Source organism: Luteibacter sp. 9135 (assembly GCF_000745005.1).
Lineage (GTDB): Bacteria > Pseudomonadota > Gammaproteobacteria > Xanthomonadales > Rhodanobacteraceae > Luteibacter.
Window position 1 is genome coordinate 597873 of sequence record NZ_JQNB01000001.1, and the last position, 17595, is coordinate 615467.

The 17595-nt window shown below is 68.5% G+C and carries 18 protein-coding genes; 14 read left to right on the top strand and 4 right to left on the bottom strand.

Going from position 1 to position 17595, the window contains the following annotated elements; genetic code table 11:
• The first annotated feature begins 122 nt into the window (after positions 1-122).
• From FA89_RS02670 to FA89_RS02685, 4 genes are all read left to right on the top strand, one after another.
• A complete protein-coding gene (locus tag FA89_RS02670; protein WP_036137951.1) occupies positions 123-341 on the top strand; it encodes a hypothetical protein in 219 nt (72 codons plus the stop codon).
• A gap of 42 nt (positions 342-383) precedes the next feature.
• Entirely contained in the window at positions 384-2591 is a 2208-nt protein-coding gene (gene uvrD, locus FA89_RS02675) for a DNA helicase II (RefSeq protein ID WP_036137954.1), read from the top strand.
• A 67-nt stretch (positions 2592-2658) separates the two neighbouring features.
• The gene (locus tag FA89_RS02680) at positions 2659-4374 is read left to right on the top strand and encodes a molecular chaperone HscC (protein ID WP_036137956.1); all 1716 of its coding nucleotides are present in this window, start codon (positions 2659-2661) and stop codon (positions 4372-4374) included.
• Positions 4371-5579 carry a hypothetical protein gene (locus FA89_RS02685; RefSeq protein ID WP_036137959.1) on the top strand — a complete coding sequence of 403 codons (1209 nt, stop codon included), beginning with the start codon at positions 4371-4373 and terminating at the stop codon, positions 5577-5579. The genes FA89_RS02680 and FA89_RS02685 overlap by 4 nt, the downstream gene beginning before the upstream one ends.
• A 1-nt stretch (position 5580) precedes the next feature.
• On the opposite strand, the gene FA89_RS02690 is transcribed toward FA89_RS02685, so the two are convergent.
• From FA89_RS02690 to FA89_RS02700, 3 genes are read right to left on the bottom strand one after another with little or no spacing between them, the layout of a single operon-like run.
• Positions 5581-6834 (bottom strand): heme biosynthesis HemY N-terminal domain-containing protein, encoded by a 1254-nt coding sequence (locus tag FA89_RS02690; RefSeq protein ID WP_036137962.1) that lies wholly within the window; start codon positions 6832-6834, stop codon positions 5581-5583.
• A complete protein-coding gene (locus tag FA89_RS02695; protein ID WP_081916797.1) occupies positions 6831-8042 on the bottom strand; it encodes a uroporphyrinogen-III C-methyltransferase in 1212 nt (403 codons plus the stop codon). Before FA89_RS02695 ends, FA89_RS02690 begins: the two co-directional genes overlap by 4 nt.
• Positions 8043-8088: 46 nt before the next feature.
• Positions 8089-8868, bottom strand: a complete 780-nt coding sequence (locus FA89_RS02700; protein ID WP_051938478.1) for a uroporphyrinogen-III synthase — start codon at positions 8866-8868, stop codon at positions 8089-8091.
• A gap of 111 nt (positions 8869-8979) precedes the next feature.
• Here FA89_RS02700 and FA89_RS02705 point away from each other — a divergent pair, with 111 nt between their 5' ends.
• The 3 genes from FA89_RS02705 to FA89_RS02715 are packed head-to-tail and all read left to right on the top strand — an operon-like array spanning position 8980 to position 10381.
• Entirely contained in the window at positions 8980-9444 is a 465-nt protein-coding gene (locus tag FA89_RS02705; RefSeq protein WP_036137968.1) for a YiiD C-terminal domain-containing protein, read from the top strand.
• Between the two features lie 29 nt (positions 9445-9473).
• The gene (locus FA89_RS02710) at positions 9474-9887 is read left to right on the top strand and encodes a hypothetical protein (protein WP_036143531.1); all 414 of its coding nucleotides are present in this window, start codon (positions 9474-9476) and stop codon (positions 9885-9887) included.
• A gap of 47 nt (positions 9888-9934) precedes the next feature.
• The gene (locus FA89_RS02715) at positions 9935-10381 is read left to right on the top strand and encodes a rhodanese-like domain-containing protein (RefSeq protein ID WP_036137970.1); all 447 of its coding nucleotides are present in this window, start codon (positions 9935-9937) and stop codon (positions 10379-10381) included.
• A 37-nt stretch (positions 10382-10418) separates the two neighbouring features.
• Here the strand turns inward: FA89_RS02715 and FA89_RS02720 are convergent, their stop codons facing one another.
• Entirely contained in the window at positions 10419-11474 is a 1056-nt protein-coding gene (locus FA89_RS02720; protein WP_240003843.1) for a 2Fe-2S iron-sulfur cluster-binding protein, read from the bottom strand.
• 48 nt (positions 11475-11522) lie between these two features.
• On the opposite strand from FA89_RS02720, the gene FA89_RS02725 reads away from it, so the two are divergent.
• The 7 genes from FA89_RS02725 to pssA all read left to right on the top strand — a co-directional run bounded on the left by FA89_RS02725 (position 11523) and on the right by pssA (position 17589).
• Positions 11523-11975 carry a hotdog fold thioesterase gene (locus FA89_RS02725; protein ID WP_036137972.1) on the top strand — a complete coding sequence of 151 codons (453 nt, stop codon included), beginning with the start codon at positions 11523-11525 and terminating at the stop codon, positions 11973-11975.
• Positions 11972-12916: a serine/threonine protein kinase gene (locus FA89_RS02730; RefSeq protein WP_036137974.1), complete on the top strand. Its 945-nt coding sequence runs from the start codon at positions 11972-11974 to the stop codon at positions 12914-12916. Before FA89_RS02725 ends, FA89_RS02730 begins: the two co-directional genes overlap by 4 nt.
• A 57-nt stretch (positions 12917-12973) precedes the next feature.
• Positions 12974-13417 (top strand): hypothetical protein, encoded by a 444-nt coding sequence (locus FA89_RS02735; protein ID WP_036137977.1) that lies wholly within the window; start codon positions 12974-12976, stop codon positions 13415-13417.
• Positions 13418-13445: 28 nt separating this feature from the next.
• The gene (locus tag FA89_RS02740) at positions 13446-14615 is read left to right on the top strand and encodes a class I SAM-dependent rRNA methyltransferase (protein ID WP_036137980.1); all 1170 of its coding nucleotides are present in this window, start codon (positions 13446-13448) and stop codon (positions 14613-14615) included.
• Between the two features lie 47 nt (positions 14616-14662).
• Positions 14663-15745 carry a DNA topoisomerase IB gene (locus FA89_RS02745; RefSeq protein ID WP_051938479.1) on the top strand — a complete coding sequence of 361 codons (1083 nt, stop codon included), beginning with the start codon at positions 14663-14665 and terminating at the stop codon, positions 15743-15745.
• A gap of 140 nt (positions 15746-15885) precedes the next feature.
• Complete coding sequence (locus tag FA89_RS02750; RefSeq protein ID WP_185754207.1) at positions 15886-16731, top strand: hypothetical protein; 846 nt, start codon at positions 15886-15888, stop codon at positions 16729-16731.
• A gap of 237 nt (positions 16732-16968) precedes the next feature.
• On the top strand, positions 16969-17589 hold the full coding sequence (pssA, locus tag FA89_RS02755) for a CDP-diacylglycerol--serine O-phosphatidyltransferase (RefSeq protein ID WP_036137984.1): 621 nt from the start codon (positions 16969-16971) through the stop codon (positions 17587-17589).
• Positions 17590-17595: the final 6 nt, after the last annotated feature.

A 17595-nucleotide genomic window follows, 5' to 3' on the forward strand; every position in this document is an offset into this window, starting at 1 on the left:
GACTCGCGGCTTCAATCAGCGCGCGACGTGCTGATTGCGCCGAACGATCACGAACATCCCCACGCCGCCCTCACATTCGTCAACGCATGCTCCCGCCACCGATCAAAACAGGGAAAAACCACATGCGCGCAGGTCTTATCGTCGTCGGCATCATTCTTGTCGCGGCAGGTATCTGGGTCACCATCGGCAACGGCAGCTACCAGAAGACCGACACTGTCGCGTCGATCGGCTCGGCCAAGATCGAGGCCACCCATGACAAGTCCATCCCGCAGTGGGTGGGTATCGCGGGTATCGTGATCGGTGGCATCGTCGCCGTCGCGGGCATCGCCCAGAAGCGTTAAGCGGCCGGGCCAAGGTGGGAGCCCATTCGCTACACTAGGCGGATGGATGTTTCCCACCTTCTCGACGACCTCAACGACGCCCAGCGGGAGGCCGTCAGCGCCCCTCCCGGGCATTACCTGATCCTCGCGGGCGCCGGCTCCGGCAAGACCCGCGTGCTGATCAACCGGATCGGCTGGCTGACCCAGGTCGAGCGTGTGCCGTCCTGGGCCATCCTGGCGGTCACCTTCACCAACAAGGCCGCGGGCGAGATGCGCTCGCGCCTGGATGGCATCATCCCGGGTGGCACGCAGGGGCTCACGGTCGGCACCTTCCACGGCATCGCGCATCGCCTGCTGCGGCGCCACTGGCGTGAAGCCGGGTTGGTGGAAGGCTTCCAGATCCTCGATTCCGACGACCAGCAGCGCCTGATCAAACGGGTGATCGCCGGCATGGGGCTGGACGAAGCGCGCTTCCCGCCGCGCCAGGCTGCCTGGCAGATCAACAACTGGAAGGACGAAGGCAAGCGCCCCGACGGCATCGAGCACCGCGACCATCCGGTGACGCGCACCTTCGTCGAGGTGTACAAGGCCTACGAGCAGCAGTGCCAGCGCGCCGGTCTGGTGGATTTCGCCGAGTTGCTGCTGCGCGCGCACGAGTTATGGCTGAAGGATCCCCAGGTTCTCAAGCACTACCAGGACCGCTGGCGCTACCTGCTGATCGACGAGTTCCAGGACACCAATACGCTGCAGTACGCCTGGATCCGCGTGCTGGCGGGCAGCACCGGGCAGGTGTTCGTCGTGGGTGACGACGACCAGGCCATCTACGGCTGGCGCGGCGCCAAGGTGGAGAACGTGCAGCAGTTCCTGCGCGATTTCCAGGGCGCGAAGACGATCCGCCTCGAGCAGAACTACCGCTCCACGTCCACCATCCTCAACGCCGCCAACGCGGTCATCGCGCGCAACGGCGGGCGCCTGGGCAAGCAGCTGTGGACCGACGGCGGCGCGGGCGAGCGCATCGCGCTGTACGCGGCCTACAACGAGCAGGACGAAGCGCGCTTCGTCATCGAGCGCATCCGCGAGCACGTGGCCGAACACGGCAACGCGCGCGATTGCGCCATCCTCTATCGCTCCAACGCGCAGTCGCGCAACTTCGAGGAACAGCTGATCCAGCGCGACCTGCCCTACCGTGTCTACGGGGGCCTGCGCTTCTTCGAGCGTGCCGAGATCAAGGACGCCCTGGCCTACCTGCGCCTCGCCTCCAACCGCCACGACGACGCCGCGTTCGAGCGCGCCGTGAACACGCCTCCGCGCGGCATCGGCGACCGCACGCTCGACGAACTGCGTCGCCGTGCGCGCAGCGACGGCAGCTCGATGTGGGAAGCCACGCTGACCGAGGCCTCCATCGGCGGCCTGGCCGGGCGGGCCAAGAACGCCCTGAAGGCGTTCATCGGCCTGATCGACAACCTGGCGCGCACGTTCGGCGGCCACGACAACGTCAGCGGCGACGAATCCCCCACCGCGCTCAACCTGGCCGAGCAGATCGAGCACGCGATCCTGCACACCACGCTGCGCGATTTCTACGAGAACGACAAGCGCGGCAACGGCGAGGCGCGCGTCGAGAACCTCGACGAGCTGGTCAACGTGGCCAGCCGCTTCGAGATGACGCCGGAGGACATCGACGCCGGCCTCAACGAACTCTCCGCCTTCCTCTCGCATGCCACGCTGGAAGCCGGCGAAGGCCAGGGCGAGGCCTGGGACGATTGCGTGCAGCTGATGACGCTGCACTCGGCCAAGGGCCTGGAGTTTCCTGTGGTGTTCCTGGTCGGCATGGAGGAAGGCCTGTTCCCGAGCCAGCGCTCAACCGAGGAAGAAAACCGCCTCGAGGAGGAACGCCGCCTGGCCTATGTCGGCATCACACGCGCGCGTGAACGGCTGTTCCTCTCCCATGCGGAGTCCCGGCGCATGCACGGTACCGAGATGCTGGCGCGGCCCTCGCGCTTCCTCGGCGAGATCCCGCCCGAGCTGATCGACGAACTGCGCCCCCGCGTGCAGGTGTCGCGTCCTGCCTACGCCGACCGCTTCTCGGGTGGTTCGTCACTGGAGGAGGCCTCGCCCATCCGCCTCGGCCAGCGCGTCAGCCATCCGAAGTTCGGCGAAGGCACCCTCGTCAGCGCCGAAGGTGCGGGTTCGCACATGCGCGTGCAGGTGAACTTCGAGGATGCCGGCAGCAAGTGGTTGGTTTACGCTTACGCCAATCTGACCGTGTTGTAAGGGGCGCCAGGGCCATCGATCGGCCGGGGCCGCAACGCGGCCCATGGACGCCGGGGGAAAGCGATACATGATCGTCGGGATCGATCTGGGCACCACCAACAGCCTCGTGGCCGCATGGGTCGACGGCGTGCCTCGGCTCATACCGAATGCGCTCGGTCGCACGATCACACCGTCCTGCGTGGGCATCGACGACGATGGCCGTGTCCTGGTCGGCGAAGCCGCCCGCGAGCGCCTGCAGACCCATCCCCAGCTCACCACCTCGCTGTTCAAGCGTTACATGGGCAGTACGCGCAGCGTACGACTGGGCGACCGCGACTACCGCCCGGAAGAACTGTCCGCCCTCGTGCTGCGCTCGTTGAAGGCGGACGCGGAGGCTCACCTCGGCCAGCCCGTTACCGAGGCGGTTGTCACGGTGCCGGCGTATTTCTCCGATGCCCAACGCAAGGCGACGCGTCTTGCCGGCGAACTGGCCGGCCTGAAGGTGGAGCGACTGCTCAACGAACCCACCGCGGCCGCGCTCGCCTATGGCCTGCACGACGACGGCGGCGAAACCCAGTTCCTCGTGTTCGATCTGGGCGGCGGCACCTTCGACGTATCGGTGCTGGAGATGTTCGATGGCGTGATGGAAGTGCGGGCAAGCGCCGGCGACAACATGCTCGGCGGTGAGGACGTCACCACGCTGATCGTGGATCTCGCCTTTACCCAGGGCCTGCCCGAAGCGGCGCGCAACGATGCCGTATTCATGCAGCGTCTGTCGGCCCGCGCCGAGGCTGCCAAACATGCGCTGACGACCCGCGGAAGCGTTGCCTTCGAGATGGCCTGGCAGGACACCGCGGTGCTGGTCGCCGTCGACACCGGCATGCTGGAGACGGCGGCGCAGCCGCTGCTCAACCGGCTCTGGCGCCCGATCGAGCGGGCCCTGCGCGATGCGCGCATTCGCGCGGCCGACCTGGACAACATCGTGCTGGCCGGCGGCGCCACGCGCATGCCGATGATCCGCGCGCTGGTCACGCGGATGTTCGGTCGTTTTCCCGCGGTGGGTCACAACCCCGATGAAGTGGTCGCCCTCGGCGCCGCCGTGCAGGCCGGGCTGAAGATGAAGGACAAGGCGCTCGACGAGCGGGTGATGACGGATGTCTGCCCCTACACGCTCGGCACCGAGGTGGCCCGCTTCCTCGACGACGGCTCGCAGACGCCCGGGTTCTACGCGCCGGTGATCGAACGCAACGCCGTGGTGCCCGTGAGCCGCGTGCAGCGATTCGTTCCGGTATCGCCGCAGCAGAAGCAAATCCGCATCGGCATCTATCAGGGCGAGTCGCGCATGGTCCGCGACAATATCGCCCTGGGCGAGGTTACCGTGCCGCTATCGCCCGGCCCCGGTCATGCCGAGGGCGTGGATGTGAGGTTCACCTACGACGTCAACGGCCTGCTCGAGGTGGAAGTGACCGTGGTGGCCACGGGTGAGATGGCGCGCGCGGTGATCGAGAGCGGCGATGCGCACATGCCCCCCGATGAAGTGGCCCGGCGTCTGGCGGCGCTGGCCGAACTCAAGATCCATCCACGCGACACGCTGGAGAACCGCACGTTGCTGGCGCGGGCGGACCGGCTCTACGAACAGCTGCTGGGTGAGGTGCGCGAGCGTCTGGGCGAGCGCATCCTGCGCTTCGAGCAGGTGCTGGCCACGCAGGACCCTCGGCTGATTTCCCGGGACAGTACCGCGTTCCGCGAAGCCGTCGACGCCATCGAACACGACCACCGTTTCGCGGTGCCACCCTCGGAATGAGCACGCCCACCTCGACACCGTGGCACCTGGAGGCGCTGGGTCTGCCCGCGCACGCCGATCGCGTGGCGGTCCGCCGCGCCTATGCGGCCGCGCTGCGCCGTGTCGACCCGGCGGTAGACCCACGGGGGTTCGCGCACCTGCGCGAGGCCTACGAGGCGGCTCGCGCGTGGTGCGAGGCCATGGCCGCCGACGCCGCGGCAAGTGAGCCCCCCGTGGAAGTAAGCGCGGAGGCGCCACACGAAACCGCCCAGGATGTCGCGGAACCACCGTCCGGCAACGCGTCGGCCGATGCCGCCATCCCGCCGGGTGACGAGGTCGAGCACAACGAGGCTGTCGGAACCGCGACCGATCCCACGATCGTCCTGGCCTGGCGATTTGCCGCCGACGTGGCGGCGCAGACCCCCGATGAGGTGGCGACCTCGCTCACGCAGGCCCTGGCCGAAGTACGCACGCAGTACATCGACGCGCCGGGACGCTTCGAGGAACACCTGATCGACCTGATCGGCCTGCAGCGCATCGGCCATCGCGCGGCGGTGTTCGCGGCGATGGAGGACCAGTGCCACTGGCGCGAGGTGGGCCACCTGGCGTCCCTGGGCGAACGTGGCCGCTGGATCGAAGCCGTGATGGTGCAGCGCGATGCCTGGGCCCAGCTCGACAGCGGCTGGCGCGAGGCATGGCTGGCGCGCTTCGTCCGCGCGGAGGCGGGGCTGGACCGCTCGCTGTTGCGCGACTGGCCCGACGTGGCTCGTCTCTACCAGCGCTATCCGGCGTGGATCGGCCTGCACCTCTCGGCGGCCACACTGAGCACATGGCAGGCCCTGTTCGATGCACAGTCGCCCTCGACGCGCGACGAACTGACACGCATGGCCGCACCGGATTCGGCCTACCTGCCCGCCCACGTGGCGCGGGCACGACAGCGGTCCGGGCAACGGTCCACCCGACTGACGGTTAGCGGATTCGTGTTGGCCGCGCTGGTGGGCATCGCCAACCTCGTCTCCACCGGCTTGCGCCAGGGCGGTACCGCAGCGAACGGCTACTCGACGGTGCCTGCGGATACACCGCGTCAGTGCGTCGAACTCTACGTCGAGCTCGACAAGCCCGATGCGCTGAAAGGCCGATTATCCGAGGACGTAAAACGCCTGAAGACACGAGCCGATCGCTGCGCTGGCGCGGGGCACTGGCATCCGCCGGTGCCCCCTCGCTGACTCAGGGCGACAGGCGCGGTACGCCGTGCTGGTCGCGCTCTTCCACAGCCGTTACGCGGGTATCGATGCGACGCGAGCGAACCTCGGGCAAGGCTTCGGTGGCCTCGCCACGTGCCAGCGCCAGGGCATTGCGATAGCAACGCTGGGCGATGTCGGCATGATCCTCGCCCACATACACGTCGCCCAGGGCCTCCCAGGCATCGGCACTGGGCGCGATGGCAAGCGCCCGCTCGAGGTACGGCCTGGCCTTGCCCCACAAGCGCACCCGCACGCACATGCGACCCACGGCCGTCAGCAACGCGGCATCGTTGGGATGGGTGTCGATCCAGGCTTCCGCCTTGCGCAGGCGCTGGTCGATGTCTTCGGCGCCCATGCCGCCGTACGTCGCCACGAGGGTCGGCGACCATTCGCGACGCAGCGCGGTTTCGATCTCGTCCATCGCGGCCATGGTCTGGCCATGCCGTGCGGCGTGCCGCGCATACGCGTCGACCACCGCGGGAAGGCGGCGCTGGCCCTTCGGCAGTTGCGACCACGCCGCGGACAACGAGGCGCCGTCGGGCGTGCCGGCGATGTACGCGGCCACGACGCGCGACTCGAGCTCGGCCATGGCGCGGGGGCCCAGTTCACTACTCTTTTGCAGCGGCTCGATGGCCCTCACGGCGTTACGCGTTTCGCCCGTTTCCAGCGACGCCTCGGCGAACTCGATCCAGCCCGCGGTTGTCAGCGCGCCGCTGTCGGCTTCAGGCGCCAGCAAGGCCGCCGCTTCCGACGAACGACCCGCGCGACGCAGCAGGCGTGCCCGCAGCACACGCGCCGCGCGGGGCGTTTCCTGCGCGGCCTGGTCCAGTGTCTCAAGGGCGCGCGTGGATTCACCGTGCCGCTCCGCCGCTTCGGCGGCGGCCAGCAGGGCCGGCCCACGCACGGATGAATAACGCGCCGCCCGGTTGAGGTCGCGCTCGGCTTCGCCGTGACGGCCTTCGACCAGCGAGACCAGTCCGTCCGACAGGCGCCGGCGACTCACGTGGCGATGGCGCCGCGTCATGGCGCCGAACGGCCAGCGGATCAGGGCGACCAGCAGCGTGATGGCGGCCCAAGCCAGCAGGAGGATGGCCACGGCCGTGACCACGGTCATCTGCACATTGGTGCCGCGCAGGTGGATGAGCACGTAACCCGGGTCGTCCGCCACCCAATGCCACGCGAACGCGGCGATGGCCGCGACGAGAATCAGACCGACGATCCAGCGCCAGAGCTTCATGGCGTGGCCTTCGGGGAGGACGCCGCCGACGTGGCGGGCGCGGGCGCGGCAGGGGGCGTCGAGGCCGGGGCCACCGCAGTCGCTGTCGCGGCGGGCGCCGATGCACTGGCGGCATGGGCCGGCGCAGCGGTGTCGCCGCCCTTGAGGGCGTGCACCGAGCGCAGGCTGCGCAGTTCGGTCAGCGCGGCGCCGAGCTTGGGCGCATTACCCTTCGCCTGGCTGGCGAGCAACGCAGTCACCCGCGACCGGGCGGCCTGCACGGCAGGCGATGCCGTGTCGAAACGTGTCGACAGCGTGGCATCCACCCGCTTCAGGGCAGCCTGCCGGCCGGTGTCGTCATACGCCAGCACCGCCGCTTCGGCGTTGGCGACATCCAGCGCCGCCAGTTCGCGGGCGATGCGATCGTCCGCCAACCCCAGTGGCGTACCGTCGTCATGGCTGACCTTGACGATGCTGCCGAGGGCATCGCCGGCACGCTGCCAGAAACCACGATCCTGCGTGGCATCGGCCGGCGCATCGCTGTTCCTCAGCGGCAACGTGGGCAGCTGGGCGCGCAGGTCGGCCAGCGTCGCCAGGTCGCTGGCCCGCGCCGGCGGCGCGATGCCATTCAGTGCCTGGCGCTCGGCGGACAGGCTTTGGCGCACCGTGGAGAACGCGGCATCGTTCACCGCGGCCAGCGTCGTGTCGGCGAGGTCGTAGGCAGCCAGCGCAGCGTTGGCATCACCGAACAGGGCGAAGCGTTCCTTCGCCATGCGCAGCAGCGATTCGGTTTCATCGAGCAGCATCGCATCATGGCCGCTGAGGCTACGCTCGGACAGGTTGGCGACCGCATCCTCGAGATTTTTCGTACGCTCGGACACGCCCTGGATCGCTTCGCGCGCGGAGCGGTTCACGCCATCGGTATCGCCGACGCGGCGCCGGAGGTTGGCGTTGTCGTCGCGCAGGCCGTCCACCGCGGCTTGCAGCGTGTCGACCTGGCCCCGCAGGCCATTGGCGGCGCCGATGTCCTGGCGCATGGTCCAGACGGTCCAGCCTGCATAACCGGCGGCACCCAGCGCGGCCAGCGAGAACAGGATCGCGATCGCCAGCGCGCCGCCGCCGCGGCGTGGCGCCGGGTGGGGCGCACGCGTGGCGCGCGCGGTCGGGGACACGGCAGCCGGGGCGGGCTGCGCCGGAACGGAATCGCTCGGTGGGGTCTCGGTCGTCATGGGGCGCATGCTAGCAGGCCATACGCCAACGCACGGACTACATCCCTCAACGGCGCGTGAACGACACCTGGCTGGCCGCGGCGAGGAGATCCGAAGGCATGGCCGAATCAGCCACCACCACGCGCTCGAAGCCCACCGCCGTGGCGACATCGCGCAGGCGTTCGCTGCTGACGACGGCCACGGCCTGGACCAGCCGGCGCCAGGCCGGCGCGATCAGCGCGCGATGCAGGTGATCCAGGGCTTCGGCGCTGGACAGCAGCACCGCCGAACGCCGGGTGAGTTTCAGCAGGGGATCGATGTGGCGGCGATCCAGCCGCGGTGCCACACGGTGGTAGACATGGATCTCGCTGAGCCGGGCACCCCGTGCCGCCAGCTGTTCACGCAGCACCCCGCGCCCGCCCGGCGCGCCGATCAGGGCCACCCGCCGGCCCTGGATGTCGGCCAGTTCGGGCAGGCCCAGCACGCCCTCGCTGTTCTGCGAGGCCTCGGGAAACCGGGCGTCCGGCAGGTTGGCGGTGCGCAGGGCGCGGGCCGTGCCGCGACCCACGGCGATGACCACCGCACGCGTGGCGAGAGGCAGGACATCGGCGGCGAAGCGCACGGCGGCCGGGCTGGTGAACACCAGCACGTCGCCCTCCAGCGCCCGGCGCAGTTCCGCATCGACGGCGCTGGCGTCTTCGGTGGCGCGCAGGGAAAGACCCGGCACGCTGACGGGAATACCGCCCAGCTTGCGCACACGCCGGCTCATCGGCCCCGCGGTGCCGGCGGGGCGGGTGATGACGACCGTGACGTTGCGAAGCGGCTGGGTACGGCTCACGAGGGGCATCCGGCGAGTGATACGGGAGCATAGGAACATGGGGTCGGCTGCACCAATGCCGAAGGTTGGGTCGCCATACGGATGCGAACGGTTTGCCTCGCCTCGTAGACTTGGCCGCTTATGACCTCGACAACCCACGACCTCGCCCTTCTCGAGCGTTTCATCCTCGACGGCATCCCCCTCGCGCAGGCCATGCAGGTGCGTCTTGCCGAGTTCGATGGCGAGCGTCTGGTCATGACCGCGCCCCTGGCCCCCAACATCAACGACAAGGCCTGCGCCTTCGGCGGCAGCCTGGTCACCCTGATGACCCTGGCCTGCTGGAGCCTGGTCGAGACCATGCTGCGCCGACGCGGCAGCGACTGCGACGTGTTCGTGGCCGACTCGACGGTGCGCTACCTCGACCCGGTCTGGACCGATCTGCGCGCCGAGGCCCGGCTGGCGCCCGGCGCGCGCTGGACGTCGTTCTTCGCCATGCTGGACGGCAAGGGCCGCGCCCGCGCTGACTTCACCTGCATCGTGCCGGGCGACGACGGCAAGCCGCTGGCCAGCATGGACGCACGCTTCGTCGCCAAACGCCGGGCATAATGCCAGCCGACGCCCCGAAGGACCTCGCCATGCGCCGACTTGCCCTGCCCGCCCTGTGCTTCGCCCTGCTCAGCCTCGCCGGCTGCGCCACGGACAAGCGCAACCAGGCGCTGACCACGACCCTGCAGAACTATGCCGGCTCGATCCGCTGGGGCGATTTCACCGGCGCCCAGGTCTACATCGACCCGACCTACGCGGAAGAACATCCGCTGAGCTCGATCGAGCAGGGTCGCCTGGCCCAGTTGCGCGTCACCGGCTACGACGAGGGCGGCGGCCCGCGCCCGGACGGCGAAGACGAGGTGGTGCAGGTGGTCCAGATCAGCGTGGTGAACATCAACACGCAGGCGGAGCGCAGCATCGTCGACCGCCAGCGCTGGCATTACGACCGCGAGAAGGGCAAATGGCGACTGATGACCGGGCTGCCGGACTTCACGGTGCACTGAAGCCGCTATAATCGACCGTTTAGCCCTGTTGGCACGCGGAAGACCCGATGAACGACGTACTGCACAAGTTGCCCGAGTTCGTGAGCAACCATACCGCCCTGGTGGCGCTGTTCGTGGTCATCCTGGCCGTGCTGATCGGCGGTGAGGTGTCCCGCCTCTTCCGCAAGTGGAAAAGCCTGACCCCGGCCGGGCTCACCCAGCTCATCAACCGCGACACCCCGCTCATCATCGACCTCTCCGCCAGCGCGGACTTCGAGAAAGCGCACGTCCCCGGTGCGAAGAACGTGGCCATGAGCCAGTTCGATCCGGAAACGCAGAAAGACCTCAGCAAGGCAAGGGAGATGCCGGTCGTGCTGATCGACAAGGACGGCCGTGGCGTGGGCAAGGCCGCCAATCGCCTGATCAAGGCCGGCTTCGCCCGCGTGTTCGTGCTGGAGGGCGGCACCTACGCCTGGCAGGCCGCACAGCTGCCCACGGCCAAGGGCAAACGCTAGAAGCTCCGGCGAACGCCGGCAACCCGGCGCTCCCGCGTTAAAGGCCGTGGATGCCGGCCCGACTGCGCAGGATCGCATCCAGCACGTCGGGTGCCAGGTCGAACGAATCGAAATACAGCCGGTCTTCCGGCAAGCCCGCTTCAACGAACCGCTGCCGCCCGGCGGCGATCATCGGCGGCGGGCCGCTCATGTAGAGGTCCACGTCGGCCAGGTCCGGATGGTCGGCCAGCAGCGCCTCGTGCACCAGTCCCTCGCGCATGCCGCCGGTCCGCGCCTCATCGGCATCGGAAAGCACCGGCGTGAAGGTGAGGTTGGGCACCTGGTCCGCCCACGAGCGGACCAGGTCCCGCAGGTAGAGGTCGGCCGCGATACGCGCGCCCCAGTACACATGCATCGGGCGACGCGTGCCCAGCGCGATGAAGTGCTCGACGATGGCCTTCACCGGCGCGAAGCCGGTGCCGCCCGCCATGAACAGCATCGGGCGCTCCGAATCCTCACGCGGCACGAAGGTGCCCAGCGGCGCCTCGATAGCCAGGCGATCCCCGGTCTGCAACGACTCGTAGACCCAGGAGGTAAACCCGCCGCCAGGCACGTGGCGCACATGCAGTTCGATCAGGCCATCGCGGCGTGGACCGCTGGCGATCGAGAACGGGCGATGCTTGCCGTCTTCCAGGATGACATCGAGGTACTGGCCGGGCAGCCAGTTCAGGCGCTGGCCGTCCACGGGCTTCAGCCAGATACCCACGACATCGGGAGCGAGCATGCGCCGCTCGGCCACCGTCGTGTCCAGCCGCCGGTGGGGAATGTCCTCCACCGACGCGATCTCGCGCACGCGGATGGCGATGTCGCCACGCGGCACCGCCTGGCACAACAGGATGGCGTGTTGCTCGCTCTCCGAGGCGGACAAGGCCACGGGCGGATGGTGCGGGTAGCCGCAATCGCCCTTGACGAGGGTGGCCTTGCAACTGCCACACACACCGCCACGGCACGAGTACGGCAAGGCAATGCCCGCACGCTGCGCGGCTTCGAGCACGGTTTCGTCGGTTTCGGCGTCGAAGCGCTTGCCGGACGTGGTCAGGGTTACGGTGGGCACCCGCACATTGTAGGACAATGACAGCTTGCCCATGGGACGACACAGCATATGGCCATCTGGAAAGACCCTGTCGACCTCGACCGCCTGAACGGCTGGAGCCGCGGCACGATGATGGAAACCCTCGACATCCGTTTCATCGGATCGGGCGACGACTGGCTGCGCGGCACGATGCCGGTGGACCACCGCACGCAGCAACCGTTCGGCCTGCTGCACGGCGGCGCCTCGGTAGTGCTGGCCGAGACGCTGGGCAGTTCGGCGGCCCTGCTGACGCTGGACGTCGAGAAGCAGGTGGCGGTGGGCCTGGACATCAACGCCAACCATATCCGCGGCGTGCGCGGCGGCCTGGTGACCGGTACGGCGCGTGCGGCACACCTGGGCAGGACCACGCAGGTGTGGGAGATCCGCATCGAGGACGAGGAGGGCAAGCTGGTCTGCCTGTCACGCCTGACCATGGCCGTGGTCGCGGCGCGCGGCGGCGCGCCGGGAAACCTGCGTTCGTGAGCGAAGGCGCCCCCTACGCCGCCCTCTCACCCGATGTCGTGCTCGCGGCCGTGGATGCCACGGGCCGCTGGAGTGATGGCCGGCTGCTCACGCTGAACAGCTACGAGAACCGCGTCTTCCAGGTGGGACTGGAAGACGGAGGTTTCGTGGTGGTGAAGTTCTATCGTCCAGGCCGCTGGACCGATGCGGCCATCGAGGAGGAACACGCCTTCGCCCGCGAGTTGGCCGGGGCGGAACTGCCGATGGTGGACCCGCTGGTGTTCGACGGTCGCAGCATGCTGGTCCATGCCGGTTACCGCTACGCGGTGTATCCACGCCGCGGCGGGCGGGCGCCTTCGCTGGAATCGCCCGACCAGCTCATGTGGCTGGGCCGGCTGCTCGCCCGCATGCATGCCCTCGGCGCACGCGAGCCGTTCCGTGCCCGTGGCACGCTGGACCGGGCGACGATGATCGACGCGCCGGTGCGGGCCACGCTGGGCTCGGATCTGTTGCCCGCCCATCTGTTCGACGCCTATCGCCATGCCGCCGCGCGTGTCGAGGAGGCCGTGGCGAACCGTATCGAGGCGGTGGGCCCCGTGCGCCGCATCCGCCTGCATGGCGACTGCCACCCCGGCAACGTGCTGTGGACCGACGCGGGACCGCACTTCGTCGACCTGGACGACGCACGCATGGGGCCGGCCGTGCAGGACCTGTGGATGCTTGCCGGCGACGACGCCATGATGGATGCCCTGCTCGAGGGCTACGGCCAGTTCCGCGAATTCGACCCCACCGAGCTGGCGCTGGTGCCGGCACTGCGCGCGATGCGCCAGGTGCACTACGCCGGATGGATCGCCGAGCGCTGGCACGATCCCGCGTTCCCCGCCGCGTTTCCGTTCGCGGCCGAGCCGCGCTGGTGGGAACAGCACATCGCCGACCTGCACGACATCGCCGACGATCTCTGATACCCGCCCGCCTTTTCGTTCCTGCCCTTGTATCCCCCTGTTTTCGTGGAGACCGCCTTGAATTCCTTCTTCACCCGTGTCATCGCCGTGTTCGAGATCGCCGGCGGCCTGTTCGGTCTGGTCCACCAGTTCGAGCGCCTGCTCAACGGCCGCTTCAGCGGCGTGGATGCCATCGTCGCCGTGCTGGGCGTGCTGCTGTTCGGCTTCATCCTCGTGGCGGGCGTGCTGCTGGCCAGCAATGACGGGCGTGGCACCTCGATGTCGATCTGGGCTCAGTTCCTGCAGGCGCCCCTGGTGGCCACGCCGATGTTCAGCTACGCGCTGTCCAGCGGCGCGTTCGCCAACGTATCGCTGACGTTGCAGCGCTCGCCACATCTCGGCTTCGACTGGGCCATCGCCGAGCACGGCTGGCTGCTCGCGCTGGGCGGGCCGTCCGCAGCGCACCTGGGCATCAACGTGCTGGCACTGGTTTCCTGGCTGGTGCTGCGTTTCGGCCGCTGAACCGCGGCATCCCCGCTATCATGGGCGAATGAACACGTCCTCGTTGCCCGTCATCCGCCTCAAGACCGACCGCCTGCCCGGCCACCCGTGGGTCTGGTCCGCCCAGATCGTCAAGCCCGACGATCGCCTGCCGCCCGGCACCGTCGTCGACGTGCAAGACGCGAAGGGCCGCTTCGTCGGCCGCGGCTTCTGGAACGGGCATGCCCGCGTCGCCCTGCGCCTGCTCACCACGGATCCCGACCAGGCCGTCGACGAGGGCTGGATCGCCGCACGCATCGCACGCGCGGTAGAACTGCGGCGTGGGCTGCTCCGCCTGGACGAGGTGAGCGACGCCTGGCGCGTGGTGCACAGCGAGGGCGATGGCCTGTCGGGCCTCGTGGTCGACCGTTATGCCGACCACCTCGTGGTCGAGTATTTCGCGGCCGGCATGTGGCGCTTCCGCGAGGTCGTCCACGCCGAGCTGCAGAAACACTTCCCCGGCGCCTCGCTCTACTGGTTCGCCGAACAGCACGTGCAGCGCCAGGAATCCTTCGACGTACGCTCCAATGACGCCCCCGCCGCCGTGGACGTGAAGGAGCACGGCCTGTCGTTCCACGCGGCACCGGGGCTGGGCCACAAGACCGGCTTCTTCGCCGACCAGCGCGACAACCGGCTGCGCTTCGCACGGCTGGCACAGGGTCGTCGCGTGCTGGACCTGTGCTGCAACGCCGGCGGCTTCGCCGTCCACGCGATGAAGGCCGGCGCACGTTCAGCCATCGGCGTCGATGCGGACGCCGCCATTCTCGAGGTGGCCCGCGAGAACGCCCGCATGAACGGTGTCGAGGCCAGCTTCGAGCAGGGCGACGTGTTCGAATGGCTGCGCGCCGCGATCGCCCGGGGCGACACCTGGGACGCCATCGTGCTCGATCCGCCCAAGCTCACCCGCGACCGCAACCAGGTGGTCAACGCGCTGAAGAAGTACTTCGCCATGAACCGCACGGCGCTGGATGTGCTGGCCCCCGGCGGCATCCTGCTGACCTGCTCGTGCACCGGCCTGGTCAGCGAGGACGACTTCCTCGAGATGATCCGGCGCGTGGCCCTCAACGCGGGCCGTGATATCCAGGTCCTTCACGTGGATGGCGCCGGCGCGGATCACCCGGTGGCGAGCAACGTGCCGGAGAACCGTTACCTCAAGGCGGTGTTCTGCCGCGTGGGCTGACGCCGCGTTCACCGGGCCTTGATCGCCCGCCGGATCACACTCCGGCCATGTCCCGAAAGCCGCCCTCCGACGCCCTTGTGGTCGTCTCCGCCGAACAGGCCCACGCGAAAGCGGCGGGCCTTGTCTACGTCTGCGATACCGACCAGGGCATCACGCGATGCAAGCGGGGCCGGACGTTTGCCTACCTGGACGCGAACGGTAAACGGATCACCGACGAGCAGGTATTGACCCGGATTCGCTCCCTGGCCATTCCGCCGGCGTATAGCCACGTGTGGATCTGCCCGAACGAGCGTGGGCACCTGCAGGCCACGGGTCGCGACGCGCGGGCACGCAAGCAGTACCGGTACCACGTGGAGTGGCGCAACGTGCGCGACCGCGGCAAGTTCGAGCGCATCCTGGAGTTCGGCAAGGTGCTGCCCACCCTGCGGCGGCGGCTGCGCAAGGACCTGGCGTTGCCCGGCCTGCCCCGGGAAAAGGTGCTCGCCCTGATCGTCAGTCTGCTCGAGGAAACGATGATCCGCATCGGCAACGATGTCTATGCGAAGCAGAACAAATCCTTCGGCCTGACCACCTTGTTGTCGCGCCATGTCGCTGTGCACCGCGGTCGTATCGACTTCCATTTCCGTGGCAAGAGCGGGCAATGGCGCGATGTTCAGCTGGACGATCCGCGCCTGGTCAAGGCGGTGCGCCGGGTGCAGGAATTGCCCGGGCAACGCCTGTTTCAGTACCTGGACGACGAGGGGCACCGACAGCCCGTCGATTCCGGCATGGTCAACGACTACCTGCGCGAAGTCACCGGCGGTGAATTCACCGCCAAGGACTTCCGCACCTGGGGCGGCACGGTGAACGCGGTGGCCACGCTCGCTGGCACCCCGCATCCCGAAAAAGGCGGTGACACGGCACTGCGCGCCACCCTGGCCGGCGCCGTCAAGCAGGTGGCGGCGGTACTGGGCAACACGCCAGCGGTCTGCCGCGCCTCGTATATCCATCCGGAAGTGTTCGCGGGTTGGCTGGACGGCGAACTGCACCGGCATGTGCCGCCGACCGGGGCACACGCATCGCGCAAGCTGGAGGCCCTGACGCTGGCGTTCCTTCGTCGGCGTCTGCGTGCGTCCACCCGCTCCCGCTGAGCCCGGCGGATGGCTATAGTGCACGCACGGGGATCGGGTACTTTTTTTCAGGGGTTGGTTTGAAGATGTGGCGGTGGAAGGCGTTTCCCGTAGTGCTCGGGCTGGCAAGCGCATCCGCTGTGATGGCGCAGGATGCGCCCGTGGCGCCACCGATGGTGTTTCCCGACGCACAGAGCCATCGTGGCGTTGTCGACGACACATGGATCGTCGCGCTCAAACGCCTTCCTGGCGCCAGCCTCACGGCGGTGAAGAATTACGCGGACGAGGGCGATATCGCCGCCGGCGTATCGCTGCGTTATCACCTCGACGACGCCGACTGGATCATCGCCGATGTGTTCATCTATCCCGCAGGTGAAGGCGACCCGACGAAAATGCTCAGGCAGGCCGCCGACGATTTTCGCGAGTCGGTAGCCTATGCCGAGCGCCAGGAGATCTACCGGAACGTGTGGTGGGGCGACGAAGCTCCGTACACAGCCCTCCTGGGCGGCGGCAGGAAACTCCAGGGCCGCTTCCTGCCGATCGTGTTCGATGCGCAGCAGGACATGCTCACATCGCGCGCCTACCTGTTCTATCGCAAGCTTTACTACATCAAGATCCGGCTGAGCACGACGGTGGAGGCGGTCGACTCGCTGGCCGAGCGTGCGGACGGATTCATCGGCAGCCTGCTCAATGGCGTGGACATCGTCAGTGTCGGCGGCTGCGGGCGGAAGATGGATATCGTGGCGCTGCCCAGCGGCCAGCGCGCTCCGGCGGATTTCACCGACGGTGTGAGCCCGGATGGCTTCGGCATCGCCATCGCGATGTCCCGACCGGGTGGACCGACGTACGCCACGCAGATGAGCAAGGCTATGGTGACCGCGGCGCGGCGCCAACTGGCGACGGGCTGCACCTCGCTGGATTACAAGCCACCGGGTGACGACAGCACGCACGCGGTGCTTCACCTGAAGTTCGGCCCGAACGACTGGGGTGCGTCGCCCAGGCACTGAAGAAAGAAGCGGCCGGGACGCGTCCCACGCCCGGCCGCTGACGTTCGCCGGTGGCGGCCGGGCTCAAATCCTTGAGCCACACCGCGCCACCGGCGGCGACAGCAACATCTTGCCCGCCGATACCGCGCCGGACTATGGAAGGATTCTGAAAAATCGGGCGGCTTCGCGGCCGCCCGTGCACGCCGTACCGACCGCCGAGCCTTGTAGACTGGCGCCCCGTCCCACCCGAGCCTGCCGATGAACCCGAAACCGCGACCGTTTTCCATGATCCGCGACTTCGCGCTGGCCGACTGGTTCACGCTCGGCAACGCGGCCAGCGGCGTGGGTGCGTTGTTCTCGACGATGACCTACCTGCAGGAAGGCGGTGTGTGGCACCTCTACATGGCGTGCGGCCTTGTGCTGCTGGCGCTGGTGTTCGACGTGCTCGACGGACGTATCGCCCGCTGGCGCCAACGGGCCTCGCTGCTCGGCCGTGAACTGGACTCCCTGGCCGACGTGATCTCCTTCGGCGTCGCGCCCGCCGTCATCGGCTACGGCTGCGGCATGCAGGGCGGCCTGGATCGCGCCATCCTGCTGATGTTCGTCTGCTGCGGTGTCTCGCGCCTGGCCCGTTACAACGTCACCGCGGAAGGACTGGCCAACGAGGAAGGCAAGGTCACCCACTTCGAGGGCACGCCCATCCCCACCTCGATTCTGCTGGTGGCGGTGCTCTGCGCCGCGGCCGGTGCCGGCGCGCTGCACGACGCGATGTGGCTGGGCAGCGTGCGTCTGGCCACGCTGACGTTGCATCCGCTTTCGCTCATGTTCGCCGTATCCGGTGCGCTGATGGTCAGCCGCATCCGTATTCCCAAGCTCTGAGGCCGC